Source organism: Nocardioides sp., from assembly GCF_035503875.1.
Lineage (GTDB): Bacteria > Actinomycetota > Actinomycetes > Propionibacteriales > Nocardioidaceae > Nocardioides.
In genome coordinates, this window is record NZ_DATJTA010000087.1 from 90,484 (window position 1) to 113,753 (window position 23,270).

Consider the following 23,270-nt stretch of genomic DNA (forward strand, 5'->3'; position numbering starts at 1 on the left):
AACCCGCGGGTCGCTCCCGGGCCAGGTGCCTCAGCAGGCCGAGGGCGCGATCGACGAGTATCCCCGCGCCTCGATGCCCGGGGTGACCGAGACCTGGGTCGCCCCCACCTGCTCCGGACCCGAGGTCATCCGCCAGCCGACCCGGACCTTCTGGCCCGGCTCCAGCTGGATGGCGAGCGTGTCGACCGGACGTCCGTCCTGGTCCACCACCGCCGATTCGATCCGCGACGAGTTGACCCGCAGGTCCGTCACCGAGCCGCCGGCAGGGGCGAACATCTGGACGTTGACGAACTGGGTGCCGGGGTCCGCCCCCAGCAACCCACCACCGGTGACGTAGTCGGGAAGAGTGGTGGCCGCGTCGGCCGGCGCCGTCGACTCGAGAACCGCGCTGCCGACGTAGCTCTGGACCCCGTCTCCGCAGGACGTCGCCTCCACGCGCACGTCGTACCGCAGGAAGTACGACATCTTGGCGCCGGTCGAGTCGTTGAGCGCGACCGTGACCTCGGGCTGCTCGGCGCGACCGGTCGCCAGCTCGCCGGCCACCGCGCTCCCGCTCAGGACATCCTGCTCGGCGGCGTCGAAGGAGTGCACGTAGATCCGGGACTCGTCCGCGCCGCGGGCCAGCGCCCGCAGCACCCCCTGGGGCTCGTCCGCGCCACCGAGCACCTGGTCGAACGCGGCGCTCGCCACCTCCTGGAAGAACGCGTCCTGGTCGGCAGGATCCTCGTAGCGCAGGTAGACGCCGTGCAGGAGCTCGTCGACCACGTTCTCGGCGGTGACGGTCGTGTCACGCACCTGGACCGGGCCGGTGACCGCGAGCAGGTACGACAGGGCCACCGGGTCGATCGCGATGACGCCGTCGATCCGCTCCGGGAGCTCGCTCTCCCAGCCGGCCTTCATCAGGCTCGCCGCACGGGGGAAGTCGGGCGTCATGTTGGCGTTCACGAAGTAGGTACCGAGCAGGTCGCCGTACAGCTCCTCCTCGGCCGCAGTCAGCGGCAGGTAGGGCCGGCCGGGGCTGCTGATCGAGCTCGCGCCGACCTGCCGCGCGAGCTCGATGCGTCCGTCGGCGGCCCGGAGCAGGGCCACGGCCCCGGGCAGGCCGCCAGTGGCGCGGATCTCGGCGTTGTTCTGGAAGACCAGGAGATAGTTCCGCCCCTCGTCGCCGCCCAACATGGTGGGCATCACCTGCAACGCCGTCGAGGCAGATGCCAAGGAACGGTGGGTGCTCCGCACGGTGCCGGCGAGGTCCCGGTACTTGTCGCGGAGCCTCAGCACGAAGCCGGCGGGATCCTCCTCGCCGAGCGCGGCCTCCGCCGCCGCGAGCGAGCGCTCCGCCTCGGCGACGGGCTCCTGGAGCTCGGCCACCGCCTCGACCGAGACCTGGCCGCCGCGCGGGAGGATGTCCTCCAGGCTCCGGGAGACGTCGACCAGCGGGCGAGCCCCCTCGGCGGCGAGGTCGTGCACGACCGAGCTGACCACCCGGACCCCGCGCGCGTCGTCCCCGACCCAGGGCACGTAGGTCAGCGCCGACCAGGTGACGCCCGAGGTCCGGGCGTCAGCACGTGCGCTGCGTTCCTCCAGGTGGTCCAGCGAGTCGTCCATGGCCTCGACGTCGCCGGACTCCGCCGCCGAGCGCAGCAGGTCGACCTCGTCGACGGCGGCGTTGAGGTCCTTGTTGACCTGCCAGACCTGCCAACCCGCCCAGACGCCTCCGACGAGGGCCAACCCCAGGACGATGAAGAGCAGGGCTCGCCACGAGGGCATCCGTCGCATGGCAGGGACCCTATCGATCAGCGGGGGCCGCGCGCGGCGGATCCCCCGGCGCTGTACCCAAGGACACCGATGGCCCCGCGGTCAGTTCCGCGGGGCCATCGGTCAAGCTGCGAGTGCGCGGTCAGCGACGCTTCTTCGCCTTCTTCACGGTGATCGTGGTCGTGGACTTCGAGTCCTTGAAGCCCTCGGCGCCCTTGAAGGTCACGGTCACCTTGTACCTGCCCGCCTTGCGGAGCTTGCCCAGGTTGAGGTTCAGGTTCTTGCCGTTGTAGGCCCTACGGATCGTCTTGTTGACGCCGCCCGGGCCCTTGATCGTGATCGTGACGGTGCCCTTGGGCTTCACGTTGCCGCGGGTCTTCACCGCGACCTTGACCTTGGCCGGCTTGCCGGCCTTGATCGTCTTCGGGGCCGGCTTGGCCGTGGAGCTCGTGTTGTTGCAGACGTACCGCGTGCAGGCCGCGGAGGCGGGTGCGGTGGAGGTCACGGCCACGAGACCGGCCGTCGTCAGGATGGCCGCGAACAGGCCGGCGATGAGCTTCTTCATGGTGTCAGACTCCCCGTGGTAGGCACTGGAGGGTGGTGCCCGTTGAATACTTCGAGGTCTCAGGAAACCACAGGCGGACAGAGTCCCGCACATGGGTTTCGGGATCCGGGCGCTGAAGCTGAGGAATTTAATACGACGGGTTTCCGGTGAAACCCGCACGTTACCTGGGGTTCGCGCGGGCGGGGCGCGGGCGTGTGCACTACACCACTGGTCTAGCGCTGGCGGCCTGAAGCGGGACCTGGGCAGCACCTCTGCGGCGCCCGGAGGACCAGGTCGGTCGCATCCGGCCCACGACCGGCGGCTCGATCCGTGTGGCTGCGAGAGTGCGAGTTCGACGGAGGTCCCATTCTCTCGAGAAGGGGTGGAATGCACTCCGAACCGCTTCGGACGCAGCGAGCGCCGCCCGGGGATCCGGGCGGCGCTCGTGTTTTGTTTCGATGTCGCGGCCGTGCGTGGTGGAGGCCGATTGTTGGCTTGCGGGGTTTCGAGGCTCGTCGCTAGCGCTCCTCGCACCTCAACCAGCGGGTGGCCGTGCTAGCTCCTCGCACCTCAACCAGCGGGTGGCCGCGCTAGCTCCTCGCACCTCGACCAGCGGGTGGCGTTCCTTGCACCTCAACCAGCGCCTCGCACCTCGACTACTGGTGGTGGGCGGGCTGCGGGGGTCTCGACGGGCGCTCAGGACCTCGTCCTTCGCTGCTCGACCACCGGGCACGGGGCTCAGGACTTCGTCCTTCGCTGCTCGACCACCGGCTGGGGCTCGACCACCGGCCGTCAGATGTTGACGGTGACCTCGGCGACGGAGCCGATCGCGGCCTGCACCGTGCGGTCGACGGGGTCGGCCTTCGGGGCGAGGGTGCGGAGGGTCCACTCGCCCTCGCCGGCGAAGAACCGGAAGTGGCCGGACGCGGAGGTGGGGACCTCGGCGGTGAACTCGCCGCTGCGGTCGAGGAGCCGGACGTAGGCGTTGCCGACCGGCGCGTCGCCGCGCAGGACCTGGCCCTGGATGACGGCCTCCTTGGCGACGTTCACGCCGTCCAGGGAGAGCCCGCCCTCAGTCGCGCCGCACATCAGGCGTCACCGGGCTCGTCGCCGAGCGCGATCGGAACGCCGACGAGGGAGCCGTACTCGGTCCACGAGCCGTCGTAGTTCTTGACGTTCTGGTGGCCCAGGAGCTCCTTGAGCACGAACCAGGTCAGCGAGGAGCGCTCACCGATGCGGCACAGCGCGATGGTGTCCTTGCTCTCGTCGATGCCGGCCTCGGCGTACAGCGCCTTCAGGTCGGCGTCGGACTTGAAGGTGCCGTCGTCGTTGCAGTTCTTGCTCCACGGGACGTTCAGCGACGTCGGGACGTGGCCGGCGCGCTGCGACTGCTCCTGCGGGAGGTGGGCCGGCGCGAGGAGGCGGCCGGCGTACTCGTCGGGGCTGCGCACGTCGATCAGGTTCTGTACGCCGATGGCGGCGACCGCGTCGTCGCGGAAGGCGCGGATCGAGCGGTCCTGCTCGGAGGCGGTGTACGTCGTCGCCGCACGGGTCGGCAGCTCGGAGACCAGCTCGCGGGAGTCCAGCTCCCACTTCTTGCGGCCGCCGTCCATGAGCTTGACGTCCTGGTGGCCGTAGAGCTTGAAGTACCAGTACGCGTAGGCGGCGAACCAGTTGTTGTTGCCGCCGTAGAGCACGACGGTGTCGTCGTTAGAGACGCCGCGCTCGGACAGCAGCGCGGAGAACTGGTCCTTGCTCACGAAGTCACGGCGGACCTGGTCCTGGAGGTCGGTGGTCCAGTCGAGCTTGATGGCGCCCTTGATGTGGCCCTTGTCGTACGCCGTGGTGTCCTCGTCGACCTCGATGAAGACGATGCCGTCCTTGCCGAGGTTGTCTTCGACCCACTGGGTCGAGACGAGGGAGTTCTCGCGAGTCATTTTTCTACCTTTCTGTTGCGTCGTGGTCGACGCGGGGTCTGTGGGTGATGGAGGTCTGTGGTGGGTTGCGGGGGTCTCGACGGGCGCTCAGGACTTCGTCCTTCGCTGCTCGACCACCGTGGCTCGCTTCAGGAGGAGGTAGAGCTCGCAGCCGAGGCAGAAGCGGAACAGGGCGTTGAGCAGGGCGGCGACCAGCGCGAAGCCGGTCGCGACCAGGCCGACGGCGTCCAGGCCGCTGGCGAAGCCGGCGAACGCGACGGCCGCGAACCCGAGGCCGACCGCCTGGGCGAACCGCGGCGGGCGCGGGTCCTCGAACTCGGTGGTGCCGGAGAGGCGCGGGCGGACGACGCGGCGGAAGAGCCACGCGGTCGGCGTGTGCTGGACGCCCAGCAGCGCGCCGGCAGCGAACAGCAACGCCTGCACGCCGATCAGCACGGTGGCCGCCGGCGTGGGCAGGGCGAGGACGGCGATCAGGACGAGCGCGGTGACCGCGGCGGTGAACTGCGGACCGCGCGCGTCGATGCGCGCCGAGACGGCGGTGTGACGGTCGATGGTGGTGCTCATGGTGGTCTCCTGCAGGGAACGGGCCCGGGCGCGAGGCACGGGATCGGTCAGCGTCGAGGACTGCGACATTACTGCAGTAACTTGCTCGACTTAAAGAAGCTGGGAACCGATCCCGTCAGGACATCCGACACAGCGACGAGCGCACGCGGCAGTGATCCACTGCGCGTCGCTTGGTCAGCCAGGTCGAGGACATGCGTCCACGGTAGAGCGCGGACCCACAACCCGCTGAATCGGCATCTCGCATCCTGGATGGTCGTACCACGATCTGAGATCGACGCGCATCGGAGGCCGTGTCTCAGGCCTCCCCAACGTTGAGGAGAGTGCGCTTTCGACGGGCACCACCTCAAGTGCCCGGTCCTACGGTCGATTCCTAGGCGACACATCCCGGACGGAACCGGGACAGGTGATACGCCAAGGAAGGCACACGCCATGTCGAGCAATCTCGCCATGCCCTCACGCCGTCGCGCACTGCGACTCGCCGGAGGCGCAGCCGCCGCCGTCGGCGCGGTCGGAACCACCTCTCCGCTCGCCGCTCCCGAGGCCGGCGCCGCCCCGCTCACCCTGGAGGAGAAGCGGAGGGGCAGGCGCAGGAAGCGCAGGTATGCCCCCGGCCGCTACCGGCGGACCCGCGTGCTGTCGCGGCCCGCCCGGCACCTGGTCAACCGGTTCAGCTTCGGGATCACCCCCGAGCTCACCGCCGAGGTCAGAGCGGCCGGCGGCCACCTGGCCTGGTTCGAGCGGCAGCTGGCCACGGCGTACGACGGCAGCGCCGACGGCTTCCGGAACTGGTGGCCCGACCTGGCCCTGCCCCCGGCCACCGTCTTCCGCCGGCAGAACGACATGGTCCGGCACTCGCTGGAGGTGGGGTACGACATCGGCTCGCGCACCATGGTCCGGCGGATGCAGTCGCCCCGGCCGGTGCTGGAGGTGATGACGAAGTTCTGGGAGAACCACCTCCACGTCCCGCTGACCGCGGACAACGTCGCGGTGTTCCGGGCCGACTACGGCGAGCGCATCCGGGCCGGCGCGCTGGGTCGCTTCGAGGACCTGCTCCGCGAGACGGTGCTGCACCCGGCGATGCTGATGTACCTGGGCAACGCCAGCTCCACCAGGACCCACCCCAACGAGAACCTCGGCCGCGAGCTCCTCGAGCTGCACACCGTCGGCATCGGGAACCACACCGAGGAGGACGTCAAGAACTCCGCGCGGATCCTGACCGGCTGGCGGGTCAGGCTCTACAGCACCTGGGAGCCGTACTACAGCGCTCCCGACCACTGGACCGGCCCGGTGCGGGTCAAGGAGTTCGCCGACGCGAATGGCGCGGCCGACGGCCGGGACCTCACCATCCGCTACCTGCGCTACCTCGCACACCACCCGCAAACCGCACGGCGGATCGCGACCAAGCTGGTGCGGGTCTTCGTCTCCGACGACGTGCCGGCCACTCTGGTCGACCGGCTCGCCGCCGTCTACCTGGCCAACGACACCCAGATCAAGCCCGTCCTCCGCGCCCTGGTGCGCTCGCGTGAGTTCGCCAACGCCGTCGACCGCAAGGTCCGCGACGCCGACGAGGACGTGGTGGCGACGTACCGGCTGCTCGGCGCGCGGGTGACCCGCCCGAAGGACGAGTTCTCCGCCGCCAACACCGCCTTCTGGCAGGCCGGCGCCCTCGGGCTCTCGCCGTTCACCTGGCCACGCCCGGACGGGCAGCCGCTGGACAACCGCTCGTGGGCCTCGCCCACCCGCGTGCTGGCCTCGATCTCGCTGCACTGGGAGCTGGCCGGGCGCTGGCCGGCGTCGCAGATCAGGTTCACCCGCCCCGTCGACTTCCTCCCCGAGCCCGAGATGCGCTTCCGCGACCTCGTCGACCACCTCTCGCGGCGGATCCTCCAACGGCCCTCGAACGAGGCGCTGCTGAAGGCCTGCTGCCGAGCGACGGGCTACGCCCCGAAGGACCGGGTCACCGCCAGGTCCGACCTGTTCCGCGGCAAGTGGCAGCGCCTGATCACGACCTTCCTGGACAGTCCCGCCTTCTTCCAGCACTGACCCCGCCCACCTGACCCCACACGTCTCACCGGCCACCCCGCCCGGCCGCCACCGCTGCCCGCGACCAGCGGCGCTTCGACGACCCCACACGACCCCACTGCGCAGCACCCACCCCACGGAGAACGACCATGACCACGACCGCAGCAACCGACGTCGCCGAGTGCGGCTGCCCCGACGGCGGCCCGCTCACCTCCACCCTGCGGGCCAGCCGCCGCGGCGTACTGAAGGGCTCCGCCCTCGCCGGCGCGACCACGATGTTCGGCTCGACCGTCGTCACCATGAGCGGCGCGCCCGCGGCCGCGGGCGCCGCCACCTCCGAAGCCGCGCTCGTCGTGATCTCGCTGCGCGGCGCCGCCGACGGGCTCTCGCTGGTCGTCCCGCACGCCGACCCGGCGTACTACGCCGCGCGGCCCAAGATCGCCGTACCGAAGGAGCGCCTGGTCGCGGCGGACGGCTTCTTCGGGCTGCACCCCGCCCTGGCTCCCCTGCTCCCGCTCTGGAACGCCGGCCGGCTGGCCGCCGTCCACGCCACCGGTCTGCCGGTGGCCAACCGCTCGCACTTCGCCGCCATGGAGGAGCTGGAGGACGCCGACCCGGGCTCCGCCGCCCGAGTCGGGTGGCTCAACCGGATGGTCGGCGCGTCCGGCAGGCGCAGCGCCCTGGGCGCCGTCGCGCTGGGCAGTACCCTGCCGACCTCCCTCGTCGGCCCGGCCGCCGTGATGTCGTTCTCCTCCCTGGACTCGGCGGGCGTGGCCGGGGTCAACCTGCGTGCCCGCTCCTCCAACGCCCGCTTCGCCTCGATGCGCAAGCAGTGGGCGCACGCGCCCGGCGAGATGGGCGCCGCCTTCCGTACCGCCCTCGGCGCCGTCAGCGACCTCGGCCCCGCCCAGGCCCAGGCCGACCGCGCGGGCCTCTACCCGAACTCCGACCTCGGCCTCTCGCTCGCCTCGGTCGCCCGGACCCTGCGCGCGAACGTCGGCGTCCGCGCCGTCACCGTCGACTCCGGCGACTGGGACATGCACCTGGAGCTCGGCACGCACTCCTCGGGCTGGATGGTCCGCAACGCGACCGACCTCGCGCGCAGCCTCGCCGCCTTCTTCAAGGACCTCGGCTCCGTCGGCGACCGGGTCACCGTCGTCACGGTCAGCGAGTTCGGCCGCCGGGTGCAGGAGAACGCGAACCAGGGCCTCGACCACGGCTGGGGCAACGTCATGTTCGTCGCGGGCGCGGGGGTGAAGGGCGGCCGGTACTACGGCACCTGGCCCGGCCTGCAGAACACCCTCGACGCCGACCTCCCCGTCACCACCGACTACCGCAGCGTGCTCGCCGAGGTCGTGTCCTCACGGATGGGCGCCTCCACCGCGGCGGTGTTCCCCGGCTTCCGGCCCGAGCACGTCGGCGTGATGGCCGGCCGGTAGCGGCGTCATGTCGAATCCCCTCGGCGCCGCGCGCCCCAAGCCCCAGCGGAAGCGGAAGCGCCCGCCCCGCAAGCACCGCGGCAGGACCCGGCCCAAGAAGAGGCCGAAGAAGCGGCGGCACAAGTCCAAGATCAAGCCCAAGCCCAAGCCGAAGCCCCGGCCGCCGAAGGCCCCCAAGCCGCCGACGTCGTACGCCCCCGGGCGGTACGCCGCCACGCCCGTCCTCCCCACCGCGGCCCGGCACCTGGTCAACCGGTTCAGCTACGGCATCACGCCCGGCCTGACCCGCGAGGTCACCGCCGCCGGCGGCCACCTGGCGTGGTTCGACCAGCAGCTGGAGCGCCGCCCGCGCACCGACCCGTACGACGCGTGGTGGCCCGACCTGACCCTGGACGCCAAGACGATGTACCAGCGCCAGGTCGACAAGGTCCGCGGCACCTGGGAGGTCGCCCACGACATCGGCCGCCGGTCGATGATGCGCCGGATCACCTCCCCGGACCAGGTGCTGGAGGTGATGACGGAGTTCTGGGAGAACCACCTGCACGTGCCGACCAACGCCGACAACATCGCGGTCTACCGGGCGGCGTACGGCGAGGTGATCCGGGCCGGCGCGCTCGGTCGGTTCGCCGACCTGCTGTCCGCGGCCGTCCTGCACCCGGCGATGCTGTGGTACCTCGGCAACACCTCCTCGACCAAGCGGCACCCCAACGAGAACCTCGGCCGCGAGCTCCTCGAGCTGCACACGGTCGGCCTCGGGAACCACACCGAGGAGGACGTCAAGAACTCGGCGCGCATCCTCACCGGCTGGCGGGCGCGGACGTACGGCACCTGGGAGCCGTACTACAGCGCCTCCGACCACTGGACCGGCGAGGTCCGGGTCAAGGAGTTCAGCGATCCCAACACGGCCGCCGACGGCCGCGACCTGACGACGCGCTACCTGACCTACCTCGCGCGCCACCCGGACACCGCGCGCCGGATCGCGACGAAGCTGGTGCGCCAGTTCGTCTCCGACGTCGCGCCCGCCGCGCTGGTGGACCGGCTCGCCGCCGTCTACCTCGACCACGACACCGCCATCAAGCCGGTCCTGCGGGCGCTCGTCCGCGCGCCGGAGTTCGCCGCCGCGGTCGACGGCCGGCTGCGCGACGCGGACGAGGACGTCGCCGCGACGTACCGGGTCCTCGGCGCGGTCCCGAGCCGGCCCGCGAGCGGCAGCTCAGCGGCCAACCAGGTCAACTGGCAGGTCTCGGCGCTCGGGCTCGCGCCGTACAACTGGCCGCGCCCGGACGGGCAGCCCGTCGCCAACGCGGCCTGGTCGTCCCCGACCCGGGCCCTCGCGTCGCTGTCGCTGCACTGGAACATGGCAGGCGGCTACTGGCCCAAGGCCGAGCTCACCCGGAAGCTGCCGCCGTCGTACCTGCCGGCGCGGTCCCTGCCGTTCCGCGACCTGGTCGACCACCTGTCCCGGCTCTTCCTCCAGCGCCCGTCGACCGAGGCGCTGCTGCGCGCCTGCTGCGCGGCCACCGAGTGCACGCCGACCAAGGTCGTGACGGCGACGTCCGACCTGTTCACCTGGCGCTGGGTCCGGCTGTGCGCGGTGTTCCTCGACAGCCCCGACTTCTACTACCACTGAGGATCCCGATGACCGCCACCACAGCCACGGACCTCACCGAGTGCGCGTGCCCGGAGGGTACGGCGCTGGCCGCCGGCCGTCTCGGGGCGACCCGGCGCGGGGTGCTCGGCGCCGCCGCGCTCGCCGGGATGAGCACGATGTTCGGCTCGACCGTCGTGACCATGACCTCCGCTCCCGCCGCGGCCGCCCCGGCCACCGGCCGGCCGGTCGTCGTCGTCATCTCGCTGCGCGGGGCGGCGGACGGGCTCTCGCTGGTCGTGCCGCACGGAGACCCGGCGTACTACGCGGCGCGGCCCGGGATCGCCGTACCGCGGGAGTCGCTGCTCGCCCGCGACGGGTTCTTCGGGCTGCATCCCGCGCTCGCCCCGCTGCTGCCGCTGTGGAGCTCGGGCCGGCTGGCCGCCGTACACGCCACCGGCCTGCCGGTCGCCAACCGCTCGCACTTCTCCGCGATGGAGGAGCTCGAGGACGCCGATCCCGGCTCCGCCGCCCGGGTCGGCTGGCTGAACCGGATGGTCGGCGCCGACACCGGGACCGGTGCGCTCCAGGCCGTCGCCGTCGGCAGCTCGCTGCCCACGGCCCTGCTCGGTCCCGAGACGGTGATGTCCTTCCGCACCCTCGACGCCGCCGTCGTCGCCGGAGACGACAAGTGGGACACCCACGGCACCCGGCTGAAGTCGCTCCGGACCCTCTGGGGAGCCGGCGGTCGCGAGCTGGGCGGCGGGATGCGGACCGCGCTCGGAGCGGTCGTGGACCTGGACGCCGCGAAGGCGCAGGCCGACCGCGCGGCGTCGTACCCCTCCAGCGACCTGGGGAAGGGACTCGCCTCCGTCGCCCGCACCCTGCGCGCCGACCTCGGCGTCACCGCGGTCACCATCGACACCCAGTCGTGGGACATGCACGTCGGCATGGGCACCGCCACGTCCGGGTGGATGGTCCGCAACACCACCGAGCTCGCGAACGCGGTCGCCGCGTTCTTCGCCGACCTCGGTCCGGTCGGCGACCGGGTGACCCTGGTGACCGTCAGCGAGTTCGGCCGCCGCGTGCAGGAGAACGCCAACCAGGGCCTCGACCACGGCTGGGGCAACGTCATGCTCGTCGCGGGCGCCGGGGTGAAGGGCGGCCGGTACTACGGCACCTGGCCCGGCCTGCAGAACACCCTCGACGCCGACCTCGCCGTCACCACCGACTACCGCAGCGTGCTCGCCGAGGTGGTCGCCGCGCGGACGTCGGCGTCCACCGCGGCGGTCTTCCCCGGGTTCCAGCGCGAACGGGTCGGGGTGATGGTCGGTCAGTAGGCGCCGGCCCGCGACGCCCGGGTACGCGGCCCGTGGGCCTCGTCGCGACACCCGCACTCGTCGCCGCCGTGGTACGACCACGGGTCCTCGACCAGCTCGTGGCAGCAGGCGTTCGCCCAGATCAGCGGCTCGACCAGCCGACCCACGACACCCGTCGCCGGGTGCTGGCACGTCGGGCACAGCTTCGGCGCCCGGTGCGACAGGAGGCTCATGGAACCATTCACCTCCCCGGCCGGCGCGGGGTGAAGGGGGATCGCTGCTTCTCCCCTATTTCGGGGAGGGTCAGGCACCGGTGGTCGAGCCCGTCGAGACCAGGCACCGGTGGTCGAGCCCGTCGAGACCAGGCACCGGTGGTCGAGCAGCGAAGGACGGAGTCCTGAGCGCCCGTCGAGACCCCCGCAACCGGCAGATGACGCCGGTCGGCGCCGTACGGCGGCGCGCCCGGCCCTCAGGCACCGGTGGTCGAGCAGCGAAGGACGAAGTCCTGAGCGCCCGTCGAGACCCCCGCACCCAGCAGGTGACGCCAGTCAGCGCCGTACGGCGGCGCGCCCGGCCCTCAGGCACCGGTGGTCGAGCAGCGAAGGACGGAGTCCTGAGCGCCCGTCGAGACCCCCGCAGCCAGCAGGTGACGCCAGTCGGCGCCGTACGGCGGCGCGCCCGGCCGTCAGTCGCGCCGCGCGAGCAGCACCGTGGCGGCCATGCCGACGACCCACAATCCCAGCACCGGCAGGTCGCCGCTGTTCAGCCCGTGACCGCCCCCGAGCGACCAGATCACGTCCCCGGCCCACGGACCATGACCGGCGATCAGCAGCATCATCAGGCCGGTGAGCGCGGCTGCCACGACGAGTGCGAGGTCGCGGCGCATGGACCGATCCTAGGGAGCGGGCCGCACCCGATCGAAACGCCCCACCGTGGACCCGGTCCGCGGTGGGGCGCTCGATGCGAGGGTCCCGGTCTGACTCGGGATCCCGCCCTCCGACGCCCGATTCCCGGCTCGGGGCCGGTAGATCGGTCGTCCAGGAATACCCATCGACTCCCCGACGCTCGACCTGAGGTGAGCGCCGGACTCTGGACAGCTGTCGTCGCCGTCGTACTGGCGGTGGCCTTCGGGTTCTACCGGCAGTACGCCGATGGCCGCTTCCGTGCTGTTCACACCACGCCGGAACCAACGATTCCTGAGGAGCGAGCCTCGAACCCCGCCGTCCCGACCGACACCCTCTGGACCGCCGTCACCCGTGCCCTCCCGGGTGCCTCCCCCGGCGACCGAGCGACGCTGTTGCAGTTCTCGAGCGCCTTCTGCGCGCCGTGCCGCGCGACCCGTCGCACCCTCGCCGACATCGCCGAGCTCGTCCCCGGCGTGGCCCACGTGGAGGTCGACGCCGAGCATCACCTCGACCTGGTCCGCACGCTCGGCATCCTGCGCACCCCGACCACGCTGATCCTGGACGGCTCCGGCGCCGAGATCGCCCGCGCGGCCGGCGCGCCCCGCAAGGAGCAGGTGCTCGCCGCGCTGCCTGTTGACTGAGTGGCGAGCCAGCGGGGGTCGGGCAGGAAGGCGCCCTGCGCCTGACGCCCGTCGAGACCCGACGGGCCGACGTACGACGGCAACCACCGTCGCCTGCTACCTGCGGGGGTCTCGACGGGCGCTCAGGACTCCGTCCTTCGCTGCTCGACCACCGATAGCGCCGACGCCGAACTCCGCTGGTCGAGCAGGAAGGCGCTCTGCGCCTGACGCCCGTCGAGACCCAGTGGGCCGACGTACGACGGCAATCACCGTCACCTGCACGCTGCGGGGGTCTCGACGGGCGCTCAGGACTCCGTCCTTCGCTGCTCGACCACCGATGCCCGCGCGCCTGACGCCCGTCGAGACCCAGTGAGCCGACGTACGACGGCAACCACCGTCACCTGCACCCTGCGGGGGTCTCGACAGGCGCTCAGGACTCCGTCCTTCGCTGCTCGACCACCGATAGCGCCGACGCCGAACTCCGGTGGTCGAGCAGGAAGGCGCTCTGCGCCTGACGCCCGTCGAGACCCCGTGGGCCGACGTACGACGGGAACCGCCGGTCACCTGCACGCTGCGGGGGTCTCGACGGGCGCTCAGGACTCCGTCCTTCGCTGCTCGACCACCGGGGTCAGCGCTGGATGAAGTAGATGACCAGGGCGATCGCGAGGAGGACGGTGAGGGCGATGCCGGCCCAGACCCACCAGGGGGTGACCGGGTCCGGCTCGGGGGCGGGCTCGGGGGTGGGGGGCGGGGGGAGGGCGACGGGCGGGGCGGGTGGTGGGGCGATGACGGGGTGCAGGTCGCCCTGGCAGCGCAGGCAGTGGGTCTCGGTGACCGGGTTGGACTCCCGGCAGTGCGGGCAGTCCAGCTTGCCGACCGTCACCCGACCGGCGGTGCCGGGCAGGCGGCGCAGGGCGTCGGAGGACGGGCCGCTGGAGGTGTCGAGGACGATCGCGGCAGGGGTCCAGAACAGCGGGAAGTCGCAGCGGCGGCAGAAGTCCTCGGCCTCGCGGCGGTTGACGGTGATGGTGGCGGTCGTGCCGCACTCCGGGCAGACCACCTCGCGGCGGGCGCCCTGGGTCTCGCTGAAGACGATCGTGTCGTCGGCGGGGGCGGGGGGCTCGACCGCGGGGGGCTCGACCGACGGGTCGTCGCCGAGGTGCTTGCCCGCACTCATCGTGTCGCTCACCAGTCCTCGTCTTCCTCGGAGCTCCAGACCCGCTCGGAGCCGACGTACAACTCGGCCCGCACGTGCGCCGGAACCTCGTCCTTGACCATGTCCACGAACGCCTCCCGCTCCAGGGAGCCGGTGTCCTCGACGGCCATGGAGACCCACGCGGTGTCGTCCGGTACGTCGCCGGCTCGCCACACGCCGCCGCCCTCCCGGACCTCCGCAGGGCCGCCGCTGAGCAGCTCGAGGAAGGAACGCAGACCGCTCACGGTCCCCCGGGTGGCGAGGGTGTGAGCCGCGGTCGCAACGATACGTCGCCGCAGGGCCACCGGCATCGAGTTGTCCAGACTGTCCACGCCGATCCACGAGCCCAGCCAGGCGATCGAGCCCTCCGGCGCGACCGTCAGGTCGGCGACGTGCTCGACGCTGTCGGCGTCCTCGAGCAGGGTGGTGGCGACCTCCTGGAAGATCGAGACGAACCGGACGAAGAAGTCCTCGCTCAGCATCTGCACCGGCAGCTGGCGCAGCATCCAGTCGTCGGCCCGCCGCGGTGTCCGGTGCCCGCTGGTCAGGGCCGCGGACGCCCGGACCAGGGAGGTCACCGCACCACGACCTGGTGCACGGCCGACAGGAACAGCGACTGCCGGTCCAGCCGGATCACGTCCTTGGCGGCGCCGAGACGACGGCCCGAGCGCAGGTCGTACTCGAAGAGCAGCGCCTCCTCGACCCGGTCCACGCCCTCGACCGACTCCAGGATCTGGGTGACCGTCGCGATGTTGAGGTCGGCGTCGAAGGGCCAGCCGGTGCCGTCGGGGCCGCCGACGAGCGGGTTGATGTAGCGGTTCAGGGCGTCGACGGCGCGCTGCCGGACGATGCCCGGCGGACGTCCGGCGGCGCCGTACACGCGCGCCACGACCGACACGCCCTGGTAGAAGGGCGTCGTCACCTCGACGGCCGTCCCGATGACCCGGTGCTGGTCGAGGTGCTCGGAGATCTCCTCCATCAGCTCCTGCGAGATCGCGTAGTCGTCGATCTGGTGCCCGCCGACGTCGCCGCGCGCGTGCGGGACGACCAGCAGCTGCACGGTGCCATTGCCGCGGCGGGCCGAGCGGCACCGCGCCCGCGCCACCTGCGGCGAGGCCTCCAGGGTGAGCCGCTCGTAGTCGCCGGCCGTGACCGCCCGCTGCCCGGTGCGCAGCGTCAGCGGCCCGCGGACCTTCGCCTCCGCGACCGTCTCGGCGTCCACGCCGCCGGTCGCCGCCTCCAGGTTCACCACACCGCTGACGAACGGCAGCGTCGTCCGGAGCAGGCTCAGCGTGCGGGCGCCGACGTTGCCGCGCGTGCCGCCGCCGTGGCGGTACGACGTGACCTCGATCCGGGCTCCGTCGCGCGGGATCGCGCCGTGCTGGCGCACCGACCCGTCGGGGTAGCGCACCCGCGGGCCGAAGTGGATGGTGCCGGCGCCGCTGTCCCACACGTAGTGCTGGTCGCCGGCGCGCGACTCCGAGAAGTCCGCGACCTCGGTCCAGTCCTGGGTGTGGTCGCCGTCGACGACCCGGACCACCTCGTCGGACCGGCGCGGGAGCACCGGCACCCGGGACACCCCGAACACCTGTCCCGCCGCCCCGTCGCTGCGGCCGATCACCTCGGACGGCGCGGTCTCGGCGTGCTCGGCCCGCACGGTGCCGCCCAGGGCCGCGACCTCGATGCTCTGCACCCGCGGCGAGGCCTTGTACGTCGGCTGCCCGCTGATCGGCGCGAGCAGCCGGGTGCGCAGCCAGTACGCCGAGTGGTTGCCGACGCTCATCGGCACGTGCACGGTCGGCACCATGAGCACGATCTCGCCGGCCCGGTTGAGCCCGCCCGTGGTGTCCTCGTAGATGTCGGTGGCGATCCAGGCGTCGCCGTTCCAGACCTCCCACACCAGCGGGGGACGCCGCGGGTCCACGCCGATGCCCTCGGCCTCGGCCTCGACCGAGATGCGCAGCACCATGCCGGCGAGCGAGTCGCGGAAGCCCAGGCAGAACGCGTCGCCCGGAGTCATCTGCTCGGACGCGAAGACGGGGACCCCCGCCGGGTTGAACCGCAGGTCCTCCCACACGTCGCGCGTCCGGCCGTCGCCGACCGTGACGACCTGGGCGGACTCCAGGACGGGCGGGGCGATGACGAGCTCGGTGTCGGTGCTGAACACCACGGCGTCGGCCCGCTCCGCGGCGCCGGCGACCGTCATCACCTCGGTGTTGGCCGGCACCACGACGGGCGAGTCGAGGACCGCGGAGAGCCAGAAGGTCAGGTTGGTGCTCGCGACCGCCGGCGGGAACGGCTCGATGCCCACCATGTTGAGGAAGTGGGTGTAGAGCCGCTCGGGCACCTGGTTGACGCGGAAGAGCACCATCTCACTCATCCAGGCGAACAGCTCGATGAGCGCCACGCCCGGGTCGGAGACGTTGTGGTTGGTCCACTCGGGGCAGTAGCGCGGGATCAGCCGCTTCGCCTCGTCGACGATGTCCTGGAAGGTCCGGTCGTCGAGTCCGGGGGTCGGCAGTGGCATCAGGGCTCGCTCTTCACTCGGCGTCGTGCGGGATGACGTAGAACGGGTAGACCAGGTTGCGGCGGTCGTTGGTCGCCCGCACCCGGAAGGTGATGTCGATCAGGACCAGCGACGGGTTGTCCGGGTCGGGCGTCGGGTTGACGTCCTCGACGACGACCCGGGGCTCCCACTGGGCCAGCGCGTCGCGGACCGCCTGGGAGATCAGGCCCAGCAGGTTCGGCGTCACGGGCTCGAAGAGCAGGTCCCAGATCCGGCAGCCGAACTGCGGGCGCATCAGGCGCTCGCCGGGCGCGGTCATCAGCACGATCTCGATCGAGCGGTCCAGCTCGGGTACGCCGTCGGAGAGCCGGATCGACCCGGTGTGGTCGACACCGAGGGGCCAGCCGAAGCCGCGCCCGACGAACGCGCTGGCATCCCCGGTGTTGCCGGGTACGGCGATCTCGGACATCAGTTGATCGCCACCGTCGCGCCCTTGATGGCCAGCGCTCCGCCGGCCTCGACCTTGCCCATGGCGCTGGCCTTGACCTCCACCTGGGCACCCTCGAGGGAGGCCTTCGTGGTGCCCTTGACGCCCACCTCGGTGCCGCCGCTGACCTGGACCTTCTGCTTGGCCTTGAGCGTGATGTTGTTGCCCTCGATCGTGACGTCCCCGCTGTCGCTGAACTTGATCGTGGCCTGGCCGTTGGTGATCGTCACCGGCTTCTTGTCCACCTCGATGTCGAACTTGTCCTCGCCCAGCCGGATCCTGTGCTTCTTGCCCTTCAGGGTCAGCAGGAGGTGCTGCTCGGCGGGCTTGTCGCCGTCCGCCAGCTCGATCACGTGACCGAGCCGCGAGGTGATCCGGCGGAACTTCACCTTGTTCTGGTCGACGTCGTCGGTGGTCGGCACGCCCTTCTTCTTCGAGAACAGCCCGCCGAGGATCACCGGCCGCCGGGTGTCGCCCTGCTCGAAGGCGATGAGCACCTCGTCCTCGACCTCGGGGTGCCACGCGATGCCGCGCTCCTTGCCGGCGCCGAGGATGACCAGGCGGGCCCAGTGCGACTCGATCGCCCCGGAGATCGTCGTGTACTTCACCTTGGCGCGACCCTGCTTGTCCGGGTCCTTCAGGTCGGTGACCAGCGCGGGGAGCACGCCCTGCATGGAGAAGCCGGGGTCGGGCCGGCTGGACCCCAGCACGTCGACCAGACCGGAGGGCCGGTGCGGGCCGGCGGTGAAGCGGGTGTCGAAGCCCGACGCGCTGTAGACGTGCTCGACGTGGCTGATGAGGTACTTGCCCGACGCGGGTCCGGCGTTCGCGACCTTCAGGGTCACGCCCGGCTTGAGCCCGGCGTTGACGTACGCCGTACCGCGCGCGACCACGGCCGACGATTGGGACTCGGCGAGCATCGAGGTGGCGATGATCTTCGCCTCGTTCGCGTCCAGCGGCGTCGGGTCGGCGACCAGGGCGGTGCCGCTCCACCCCCGGCTGGTGCCGCCGCTGCGACCGGAGGCCTTGCCGACGAAGTCCGACTCGGCCGTACCGCCGGTCGACACCTCGCTCAGGACCTCCGCCTGCTGGGCCTGGTCCCACCCGGTCACCGACACCTTGTCGGGCCCTGAGGCGGTCGCACGCACCGAGAACGAACGGAGCTCGCCGGCCTTGGCGAGCTCCAGCGGCACCTCGCCGCTGGAGGTGCCGGCCTTCTCGACCTTCAGGCTGGTGCCGTCGACGTACCAGACCAGGCCGGCGCGAGCGGTGACCGCGTTGAGGTAGGCCAGGTCGGTGCCGGTCTGCAGGAGGTACGGGTGGGTGGTGGTGGTTCCCGAGACCGACGCGGAGAGGCCGGTGCCGGCGACCAGCTTGTTGATCACGTCGCCGAAGGTCTGGTTGAGGAAGGCGCGGCTCTTGGCCGAGGAGCCGAGGCGGTGGGCCTTGTCGTCGATCGTGACGACGAGCTCGGGGTTGAAGCGCTCGTCCTGCTCCAGCGCGACGCCGGTCACCTCGCCCTTGAAGAGCGACTTGGTCCCGGCGAGGACCTCGACCTCCTTGCCGACGGCGAAGGTTCCGGAGGACGCCAGCGCATAGCCATGGTCGACGAAGCGCAGCGTGGCCCGGCCGACGAGCCCCAGCGCCCGGTCGACCCGGACGCTGAGCAGGCTGTCGAGCGCCCGCGCGGACATCGGGGCGCCCGCGACCTTGAGGACCGGCGCGGTGTCGGCGACGGTGTCGGCCATCAGCCCTCCAGCCGCGGGATGTCGAGGAGCGCACCCGGCCGCACGGCCAGCGGGTCCTCGAGACCGTTGGCGTTCGCGAGCACCCGCCACCGGGTGGCGTCGCCGTAGTAGCGGGCGCTGATCCGGTCCAGCGTCTCCCCCGGCAGGACCCGGTGGACGCGGCTCGGCTTGGGGGTGCCGGAGGTGGGGTTCTGCGGGCCGAACGCGTTGGAGCGCTCGTACTGCATCAGTTCCAGGTGCAGCTGCGCGCGCAGCGGGACGCCCGAGGAGGAGAAGTAGGTGAAGCTCAGCCGCAGGTCCTGCACGACCGCCTTGAAGGAGTGCAGGTCGCCCCAGTGGAAGGTGACCGTCGGCGGGCGGGCGTTGTTGGTGGTCTCGTCGGAGCCGGGGAGGTTGGGGTCGATCTCCATCAGCTGCAGGATCTTGCCGGTGTGCGCGGTGACCGCGGTGCCGACGTCGGTCGTGTCGAAGATCAGGTCCAGGGCCATCCAGCCGGACCCGGCGCCGGCGTACTTCAGGGTCGAGACGCCCTTGCCCGGCATCGGGTTGGCGACCCAGTTGTTGCGGCGCCCGATGCTGAGGGTCTCGGGGTTGTAGAGGCACGGCAGGCGGGTGCCGTCCTCGGTCTCCAGGAACGCCTTCTCCAGCTCGGCCATCAGAACGCCGCCCAGTCCTGGCGCCGGCCGCGCCGTTCGAGCTCGTCGATGACGCGCTGCTCGACCCGCTCCACGACCGCGTCGACCAGGGCGTCCAGCGCGCCGCCCGGCTGCAGCGCCTCGCTCGTCTCGGACGGCCCCGGGCCGGTCAGGGTGGTCGCGGACGACCCACCGGACGGCGTCGCCCAGCGGCGGACCACGGTGCCCGGCGTGGACGGGGCCGGCCCCTCGGACGACCACGATTCGTGCTGGTGACCGGACATGGGGGTTCCTCCCTCGTCGAGGAGACGTCGTACGACGCCCTCGGGGACCGAGCTGAACAGGTGGGCGGTGGACTCGACCAGCGAGCGGGCGGCGCCGGGCTGAGCACTGGCGGGCGTCGCTCCCGTGGGGGCGCTGCTCGTCGCGACCGCGGGGACCGCGGGTGCGGGGGCGCCGTCGCTGCGGCCCGGGGTGATGCTGATCCGAGGCGGGGCGACGGTCATCCGGCTGATCCGGCCGCCGTCGCCGGCCGAGCTGGAGGAGCCGGGGCTCGCGGTGGGGCTCGCGGCGGGGCCGGCGCCGCTGGGGGTGAGCCGGCCGACGGCCGGCACCGGCGGGCCGGTAGGCGCATCGGTCGGCGTCGCGGTGGTCCACGGGCCTGCCGCGCTCGGCACGGGGGTGGTCGCGGGGCTCACGGCCGAGCGCGCCGTCGGGGTGCTCGCGGGGCCTGCGGGGGTACGGCGCAGCGGCTCGCCGCCGCGCTCGGCGCGGGCGAGCAGACCGGGGACGGGGACACCGCCCGGCATCGGCGGTGCGGCCGCGGCTGCGCGGGCGATGCCGAGGGTGGGCGCGGCGTGGCCGCTGACCGTGCCGGGCGTGCCTGGCGTGCGTGGCACCATGTGCGCCCAGCGCAGGACGGTGCTCGGGGAGGTCGCCGGGGTGGCGATCTCGCGCGGGGGCGCCGGGGTGGGGTAGCCCGCCGGCGTCGACGTCGGTGCGGTCGTACCTGCGGGACCAGCGGGACCTGCGGGGCTGCCGGGGGTGGTCGGCGCGTTGGTCGAGCGATCGATCAACCGCGGAGGCGCCTCGAGGGCGGTCTGCGTGCTCCGGAACACGTCGGCGGCGGTGGTGGTCGTCGGGGCGGGAGCCGTGGAGGCGGCAGGCGCCGAGGCAGCAGGCGCCGAAGTCGGGGTGCGGCGTAGCGCCGGACCTGCGGGGGTGGAGGCGGACGGGGTGGGCGACCCCGCGGGAGCCGTCCCTGCGGGTGCGGCAGACCGGTTCGTCGACGTCGCGGACGGACTTGCGGCGTGCGCGGGGTGCGCGCGCGGCGTGGGTGTGACGAGAGGGCGGCCGACGGACCCGGCCGTGGTCGCACCGGTGACCGGGCGGATCGCCGCGGCACCGGCGAACCCGGACGCGAGGGAACGGGTGCCGTCGACGCCGAACGCGGCCCGCCGTCGCACGGTCATCAGCTCGGGCATCGCGATCGCCCCGCCCGTCGTGGGCGCGGCGTGCGCGATCGCGCCGGAGAGCAGGGACGCCACCGGGCGCGGGGCTCCCGGCTGGTGGGTCGGAGCCGGGGTGGGCGCGACTCCGAGGTCCGCGACCCGGCGGACCGCCGCGGGTGCCGACGGCGTCGCGATCGACGCGCCCGGCGAGTCCGTGCTGGTCGCGGCCGCCGGGGCCTGCGTGACCGACGAGGCCGGAGCCGCTCCCGGGGAGGTGGGAGCCGAGGAGCCGGGGGTCGGCGTGCCCGAGGTCGGCGTGGCCGAGGTCGACGTGGCCGAGGTCGACGTGGCCGAGGTCGACGCACGTGAGGCCGGGATGGCCGGGGACGGTGCGGACGGGGACGGTGTCGCCGAGGTCGGCGTGGTCGACGTCGGTGTCGCCGGAGCCGACGCGGCAGGACTGGACCCGGCTGGGTTGGGAGCGACCGGGTTCGGAGTGGCCGTGCTGGGAGCGACCGTGCTGGGAGCGACCGGGCCGGCGGGGGTGCGTCGGATCTCGGTCGGAGCGGCGGCGGAGGCCGTCGGGCTCGTAGTGCGGCTGCCGGACGCCGGCTGCGCCGGCGCGGCCGGCCGGCCCGATCCGGAAGGGGTAGGAACGACAGGCGCCGAACCGGCGGACGTGGTGGCCGCCGCGGCTGCGATCCCCGGGGCGACCGTGGAGCGCCCGACCTGGGTGGCCGGACGGATCGCCGTGTCGACGACCTCGGGGCTCCACATCCGCCGGATCGAGCGCGCCGTCGTGCGGAACAGGTTGCCCGGCACACCGCCGAGCGGCGCTGCGAGCATCTCGCGAGCCGTCTGCTGGGGAGCCGGCGTCACCGGAGCCGCCGGAGCCGCCGAGGAAGCCGACGTCGCAGGACCGGCCGCGTCCCCGGGAGCAGCAGGAGCGGCGGCCGCGCTCGCCGTACCCGTGCCGACGGACCGCGCTGCCTCGCTCGCCGGGACCGGAGCGGACGGGTCGGCGGGCAGGCGGTGGATCGTCGGACCGCCGGGAACGGTCGTCGCCGAGGGCTCGGGGGCGACACGTGCGGAGGTGGCCGGCGCGTGGGAGTCCGGCGCGGCGGGTGCGGAGGCGCTCGCGGCCGGCGCGGACGGGACGATCGCGGGAGTGCCACCGGAGCTCGGCTTCGCCGCCGCGCCGGCGGACGCGCTCGGGGCAGCGTCCTCGGCAGCGCGCTCCACGGCTGCAATTGCGGCCGTAGAGCGGGAGATGCCTGCCACGGGCTGTCCAACGGCTGCAATTGCGGCCGTCGGGCGCGCGGGCGCAGCCCCTGGTGCTGGTGCTGGTGCTGCCGCAGCGGCCTCGCGCCGGATCGCCGCCTGGCGCATGACCACGCTGGTGGCGCCCCACAGGTCGCGGCGGGAGGACGGGGCGGCGGTGTGCGAGCGGGTGATCAGGTCGGAGCCGCCGGGCCGGATCGCGACCGGCGACGACACGGCCGACGTGAGGTGGCGGTCGCCGGTGCTGGTCGGCGCGGTCGCAAGCTGCTCGACCGCCTGCGGACCGCGACCGGCGACGGGCGCTCGGCGTACGACGCTGGTGAACCGGGGACGCGACGGGGAGAGCTGCCAGGCGGAGCGGCGTACCTCGGCGGACGGACTGGCCGCAGCGCTCGAGGCCGAGCCCGCGGTCGACGGGGCGGTGGCCGAGACCGGCGACGGACCGGAAGGACCGCCGCGCTCACCCTCCGCGCCGGCGTCGCCGGCGCTCGAACGCGAGGAGGACGCGGGACCGCTCGTCCGCGCCCCCGAGTCACCCGGAGTCCGGGGCGCGACCCGCGCGGTGGGCGCGACGGGAGCGGCCGGCGGGGCGGAAGCAGCGGGCGGCGCCGACGCAGCCGGCGGCGCCGCCGCGGGAGTACGACGAACCGCGGGCGCCGGGGCCGACGGTGCCGCGGCGGCCTCAGCCGCCTTCCGGGCCGCGGTCGCGGCGTGCAGGCGCGCCTGGTCGGCGGCCATCAGCATCGGGCCGGCGGCGGCGGTCTCGGTGTGGCGGCGTACGTTCGCGACCTCGGCCTGCAGGCCGCCGACGATGCTGCCGGGGCTCCAGCTCTGCTCGTTCGGGACCGACCGGGCGGCCCGGGGCAGCTCCCGACCGCCCAGCTGCTCGACCGGCACCGACCGCGACGGGGCGAGCCAGCGCGGGGCCGACGTGGCGGCCGCGACCGAGCGGCGCAGCCCGACGGCCCGGCCGGGAGCCTCGGCCGGAGCGGCGGCGACCTCCGGCGAGGCGGGCATCGGGACCCACCAGCGCGGCGGGCGGACGTAGCCGGTGAGCGAGGCGGACGGGTCAGGGCCGGCCAGCGCGCGGCGTACCTCGACCGGACGGGAGGTCGACGCGGCGAAGCGCGAGACGCCGGAGGCGAGGCTGCCGATCCGCGACGGCAGCGGACGTCCCAGCGGCGGTCCGGGCAGCCGCATCCGGCGCACGGCAGCGGCGCCCAGCCAGTGCGACGGCTCTTCGCTGGGCGAAGCGGGGGGAGCCTCGGTCGTCA

At 73.0% G+C, this 23,270-nt stretch carries 20 protein-coding genes; 6 read left to right on the top strand and 14 right to left on the bottom strand.

Features of this window, described 5'->3' with window-relative positions; all coding sequences use genetic code 11:
• Nucleotides 1-30: 30 nt before the first annotated feature.
• The 5 genes from VMF51_RS20560 to VMF51_RS20580 all read right to left on the bottom strand — a co-directional run bounded on the left by VMF51_RS20560 (nt 31) and on the right by VMF51_RS20580 (nt 4,800).
• Nucleotides 31-1,776 carry a DUF4012 domain-containing protein gene (locus tag VMF51_RS20560; protein WP_325476339.1) on the bottom strand — a complete coding sequence of 582 codons (1,746 nt, stop codon included), beginning with the start codon at nt 1,774-1,776 and terminating at the stop codon, nt 31-33.
• A 121-nt stretch (nt 1,777-1,897) separates the two neighbouring features.
• Nucleotides 1,898-2,320 (bottom strand): Ig-like domain repeat protein, encoded by a 423-nt coding sequence (locus tag VMF51_RS20565; RefSeq protein ID WP_325476340.1) that lies wholly within the window; start codon nt 2,318-2,320, stop codon nt 1,898-1,900.
• 771 nt (nt 2,321-3,091) lie between these two features.
• Nucleotides 3,092-3,388, bottom strand: coding sequence for a DUF1416 domain-containing protein (locus VMF51_RS20570; protein ID WP_325476341.1), 297 nt, complete (start codon nt 3,386-3,388; stop codon nt 3,092-3,094).
• Nucleotides 3,388-4,236, bottom strand: coding sequence for a sulfurtransferase (locus VMF51_RS20575; RefSeq protein ID WP_325476342.1), 849 nt, complete (start codon nt 4,234-4,236; stop codon nt 3,388-3,390). The genes VMF51_RS20570 and VMF51_RS20575 overlap by 1 nt, the downstream gene beginning before the upstream one ends.
• 87 nt (nt 4,237-4,323) lie before the next feature.
• The gene (locus VMF51_RS20580) at nt 4,324-4,800 is read right to left on the bottom strand and encodes a DUF4395 domain-containing protein (protein WP_325476343.1); all 477 of its coding nucleotides are present in this window, start codon (nt 4,798-4,800) and stop codon (nt 4,324-4,326) included.
• Between the two features lie 429 nt (nt 4,801-5,229).
• Between VMF51_RS20580 and VMF51_RS20585 the strand changes: the two genes are divergently transcribed.
• The 4 genes from VMF51_RS20585 (at nt 5,230) to VMF51_RS20600 (ending at nt 11,189) form a co-directional block, all read left to right on the top strand.
• Nucleotides 5,230-6,843 (top strand): DUF1800 domain-containing protein, encoded by a 1,614-nt coding sequence (locus VMF51_RS20585; protein ID WP_325476344.1) that lies wholly within the window; start codon nt 5,230-5,232, stop codon nt 6,841-6,843.
• A gap of 128 nt (nt 6,844-6,971) precedes the next feature.
• Nucleotides 6,972-8,261: a DUF1501 domain-containing protein gene (locus tag VMF51_RS20590; protein ID WP_325476345.1), complete on the top strand. Its 1,290-nt coding sequence runs from the start codon at nt 6,972-6,974 to the stop codon at nt 8,259-8,261.
• Nucleotides 8,262-8,268: 7 nt separating this feature from the next.
• The gene (locus tag VMF51_RS20595; protein ID WP_325476346.1) at nt 8,269-9,891 is read left to right on the top strand and encodes a DUF1800 domain-containing protein; all 1,623 of its coding nucleotides are present in this window, start codon (nt 8,269-8,271) and stop codon (nt 9,889-9,891) included.
• 8 nt (nt 9,892-9,899) lie between these two features.
• Nucleotides 9,900-11,189, top strand: a complete 1,290-nt coding sequence (locus tag VMF51_RS20600; RefSeq protein WP_325476347.1) for a DUF1501 domain-containing protein — start codon at nt 9,900-9,902, stop codon at nt 11,187-11,189.
• Here the strand turns inward: VMF51_RS20600 and VMF51_RS20605 are convergent.
• Together VMF51_RS20605 and VMF51_RS20610 are read right to left on the bottom strand one after the other, a co-directional pair.
• Nucleotides 11,183-11,401, bottom strand: coding sequence for a hypothetical protein (locus VMF51_RS20605; protein ID WP_325476348.1), 219 nt, complete (start codon nt 11,399-11,401; stop codon nt 11,183-11,185). The two genes, VMF51_RS20600 and VMF51_RS20605, sit on opposite strands and share 7 nt — an antisense overlap.
• Before the next feature lie 452 nt (nt 11,402-11,853).
• Entirely contained in the window at nt 11,854-12,054 is a 201-nt protein-coding gene (locus VMF51_RS20610) for a hypothetical protein (protein ID WP_325476349.1), read from the bottom strand.
• A 189-nt stretch (nt 12,055-12,243) separates the two neighbouring features.
• Between VMF51_RS20610 and VMF51_RS20615 the strand changes: the two genes are divergently transcribed.
• Nucleotides 12,244-12,714, top strand: coding sequence for a thioredoxin family protein (locus VMF51_RS20615; protein WP_325476350.1), 471 nt, complete (start codon nt 12,244-12,246; stop codon nt 12,712-12,714).
• A gap of 607 nt (nt 12,715-13,321) precedes the next feature.
• Here the strand turns inward: VMF51_RS20615 and VMF51_RS20620 are convergent.
• Genes VMF51_RS20620 through VMF51_RS20650 form a run of 7 tightly spaced genes read right to left on the bottom strand, consistent with a single transcriptional unit; the run spans nt 13,322 to nt 20,340 of the window.
• Entirely contained in the window at nt 13,322-13,882 is a 561-nt protein-coding gene (locus VMF51_RS20620; RefSeq protein ID WP_325476351.1) for a hypothetical protein, read from the bottom strand.
• Nucleotides 13,879-14,466 carry a phage tail protein gene (locus tag VMF51_RS20625; RefSeq protein WP_325476352.1) on the bottom strand — a complete coding sequence of 196 codons (588 nt, stop codon included), beginning with the start codon at nt 14,464-14,466 and terminating at the stop codon, nt 13,879-13,881. The genes VMF51_RS20620 and VMF51_RS20625 overlap by 4 nt, the downstream gene beginning before the upstream one ends.
• On the bottom strand, nt 14,463-16,415 hold the full coding sequence (locus tag VMF51_RS20630) for a putative baseplate assembly protein (RefSeq protein WP_325476353.1): 1,953 nt from the start codon (nt 16,413-16,415) through the stop codon (nt 14,463-14,465). Before VMF51_RS20630 ends, VMF51_RS20625 begins: the two co-directional genes overlap by 4 nt.
• Before the next feature lie 13 nt (nt 16,416-16,428).
• Nucleotides 16,429-16,863 (bottom strand): GPW/gp25 family protein, encoded by a 435-nt coding sequence (locus VMF51_RS20635; RefSeq protein WP_325476354.1) that lies wholly within the window; start codon nt 16,861-16,863, stop codon nt 16,429-16,431.
• Nucleotides 16,863-18,629: a phage baseplate assembly protein V gene (locus VMF51_RS20640; protein ID WP_325476355.1), complete on the bottom strand. Its 1,767-nt coding sequence runs from the start codon at nt 18,627-18,629 to the stop codon at nt 16,863-16,865. The genes VMF51_RS20635 and VMF51_RS20640 overlap by 1 nt, the downstream gene beginning before the upstream one ends.
• Complete coding sequence (locus VMF51_RS20645; RefSeq protein ID WP_325476356.1) at nt 18,629-19,285, bottom strand: LysM peptidoglycan-binding domain-containing protein; 657 nt, start codon at nt 19,283-19,285, stop codon at nt 18,629-18,631. The genes VMF51_RS20640 and VMF51_RS20645 overlap by 1 nt, the downstream gene beginning before the upstream one ends.
• A complete protein-coding gene (locus tag VMF51_RS20650) occupies nt 19,285-20,340 on the bottom strand; it encodes a hypothetical protein (protein WP_325476357.1) in 1,056 nt (351 codons plus the stop codon). Before VMF51_RS20650 ends, VMF51_RS20645 begins: the two co-directional genes overlap by 1 nt.
• A gap of 292 nt (nt 20,341-20,632) precedes the next feature.
• Between VMF51_RS20650 and VMF51_RS20655 the strand changes: the two genes are divergently transcribed.
• Entirely contained in the window at nt 20,633-23,044 is a 2,412-nt protein-coding gene (locus VMF51_RS20655) for a hypothetical protein (RefSeq protein ID WP_325476358.1), read from the top strand.
• The last annotated feature ends 226 nt before the right edge of the window (nt 23,045-23,270 follow it).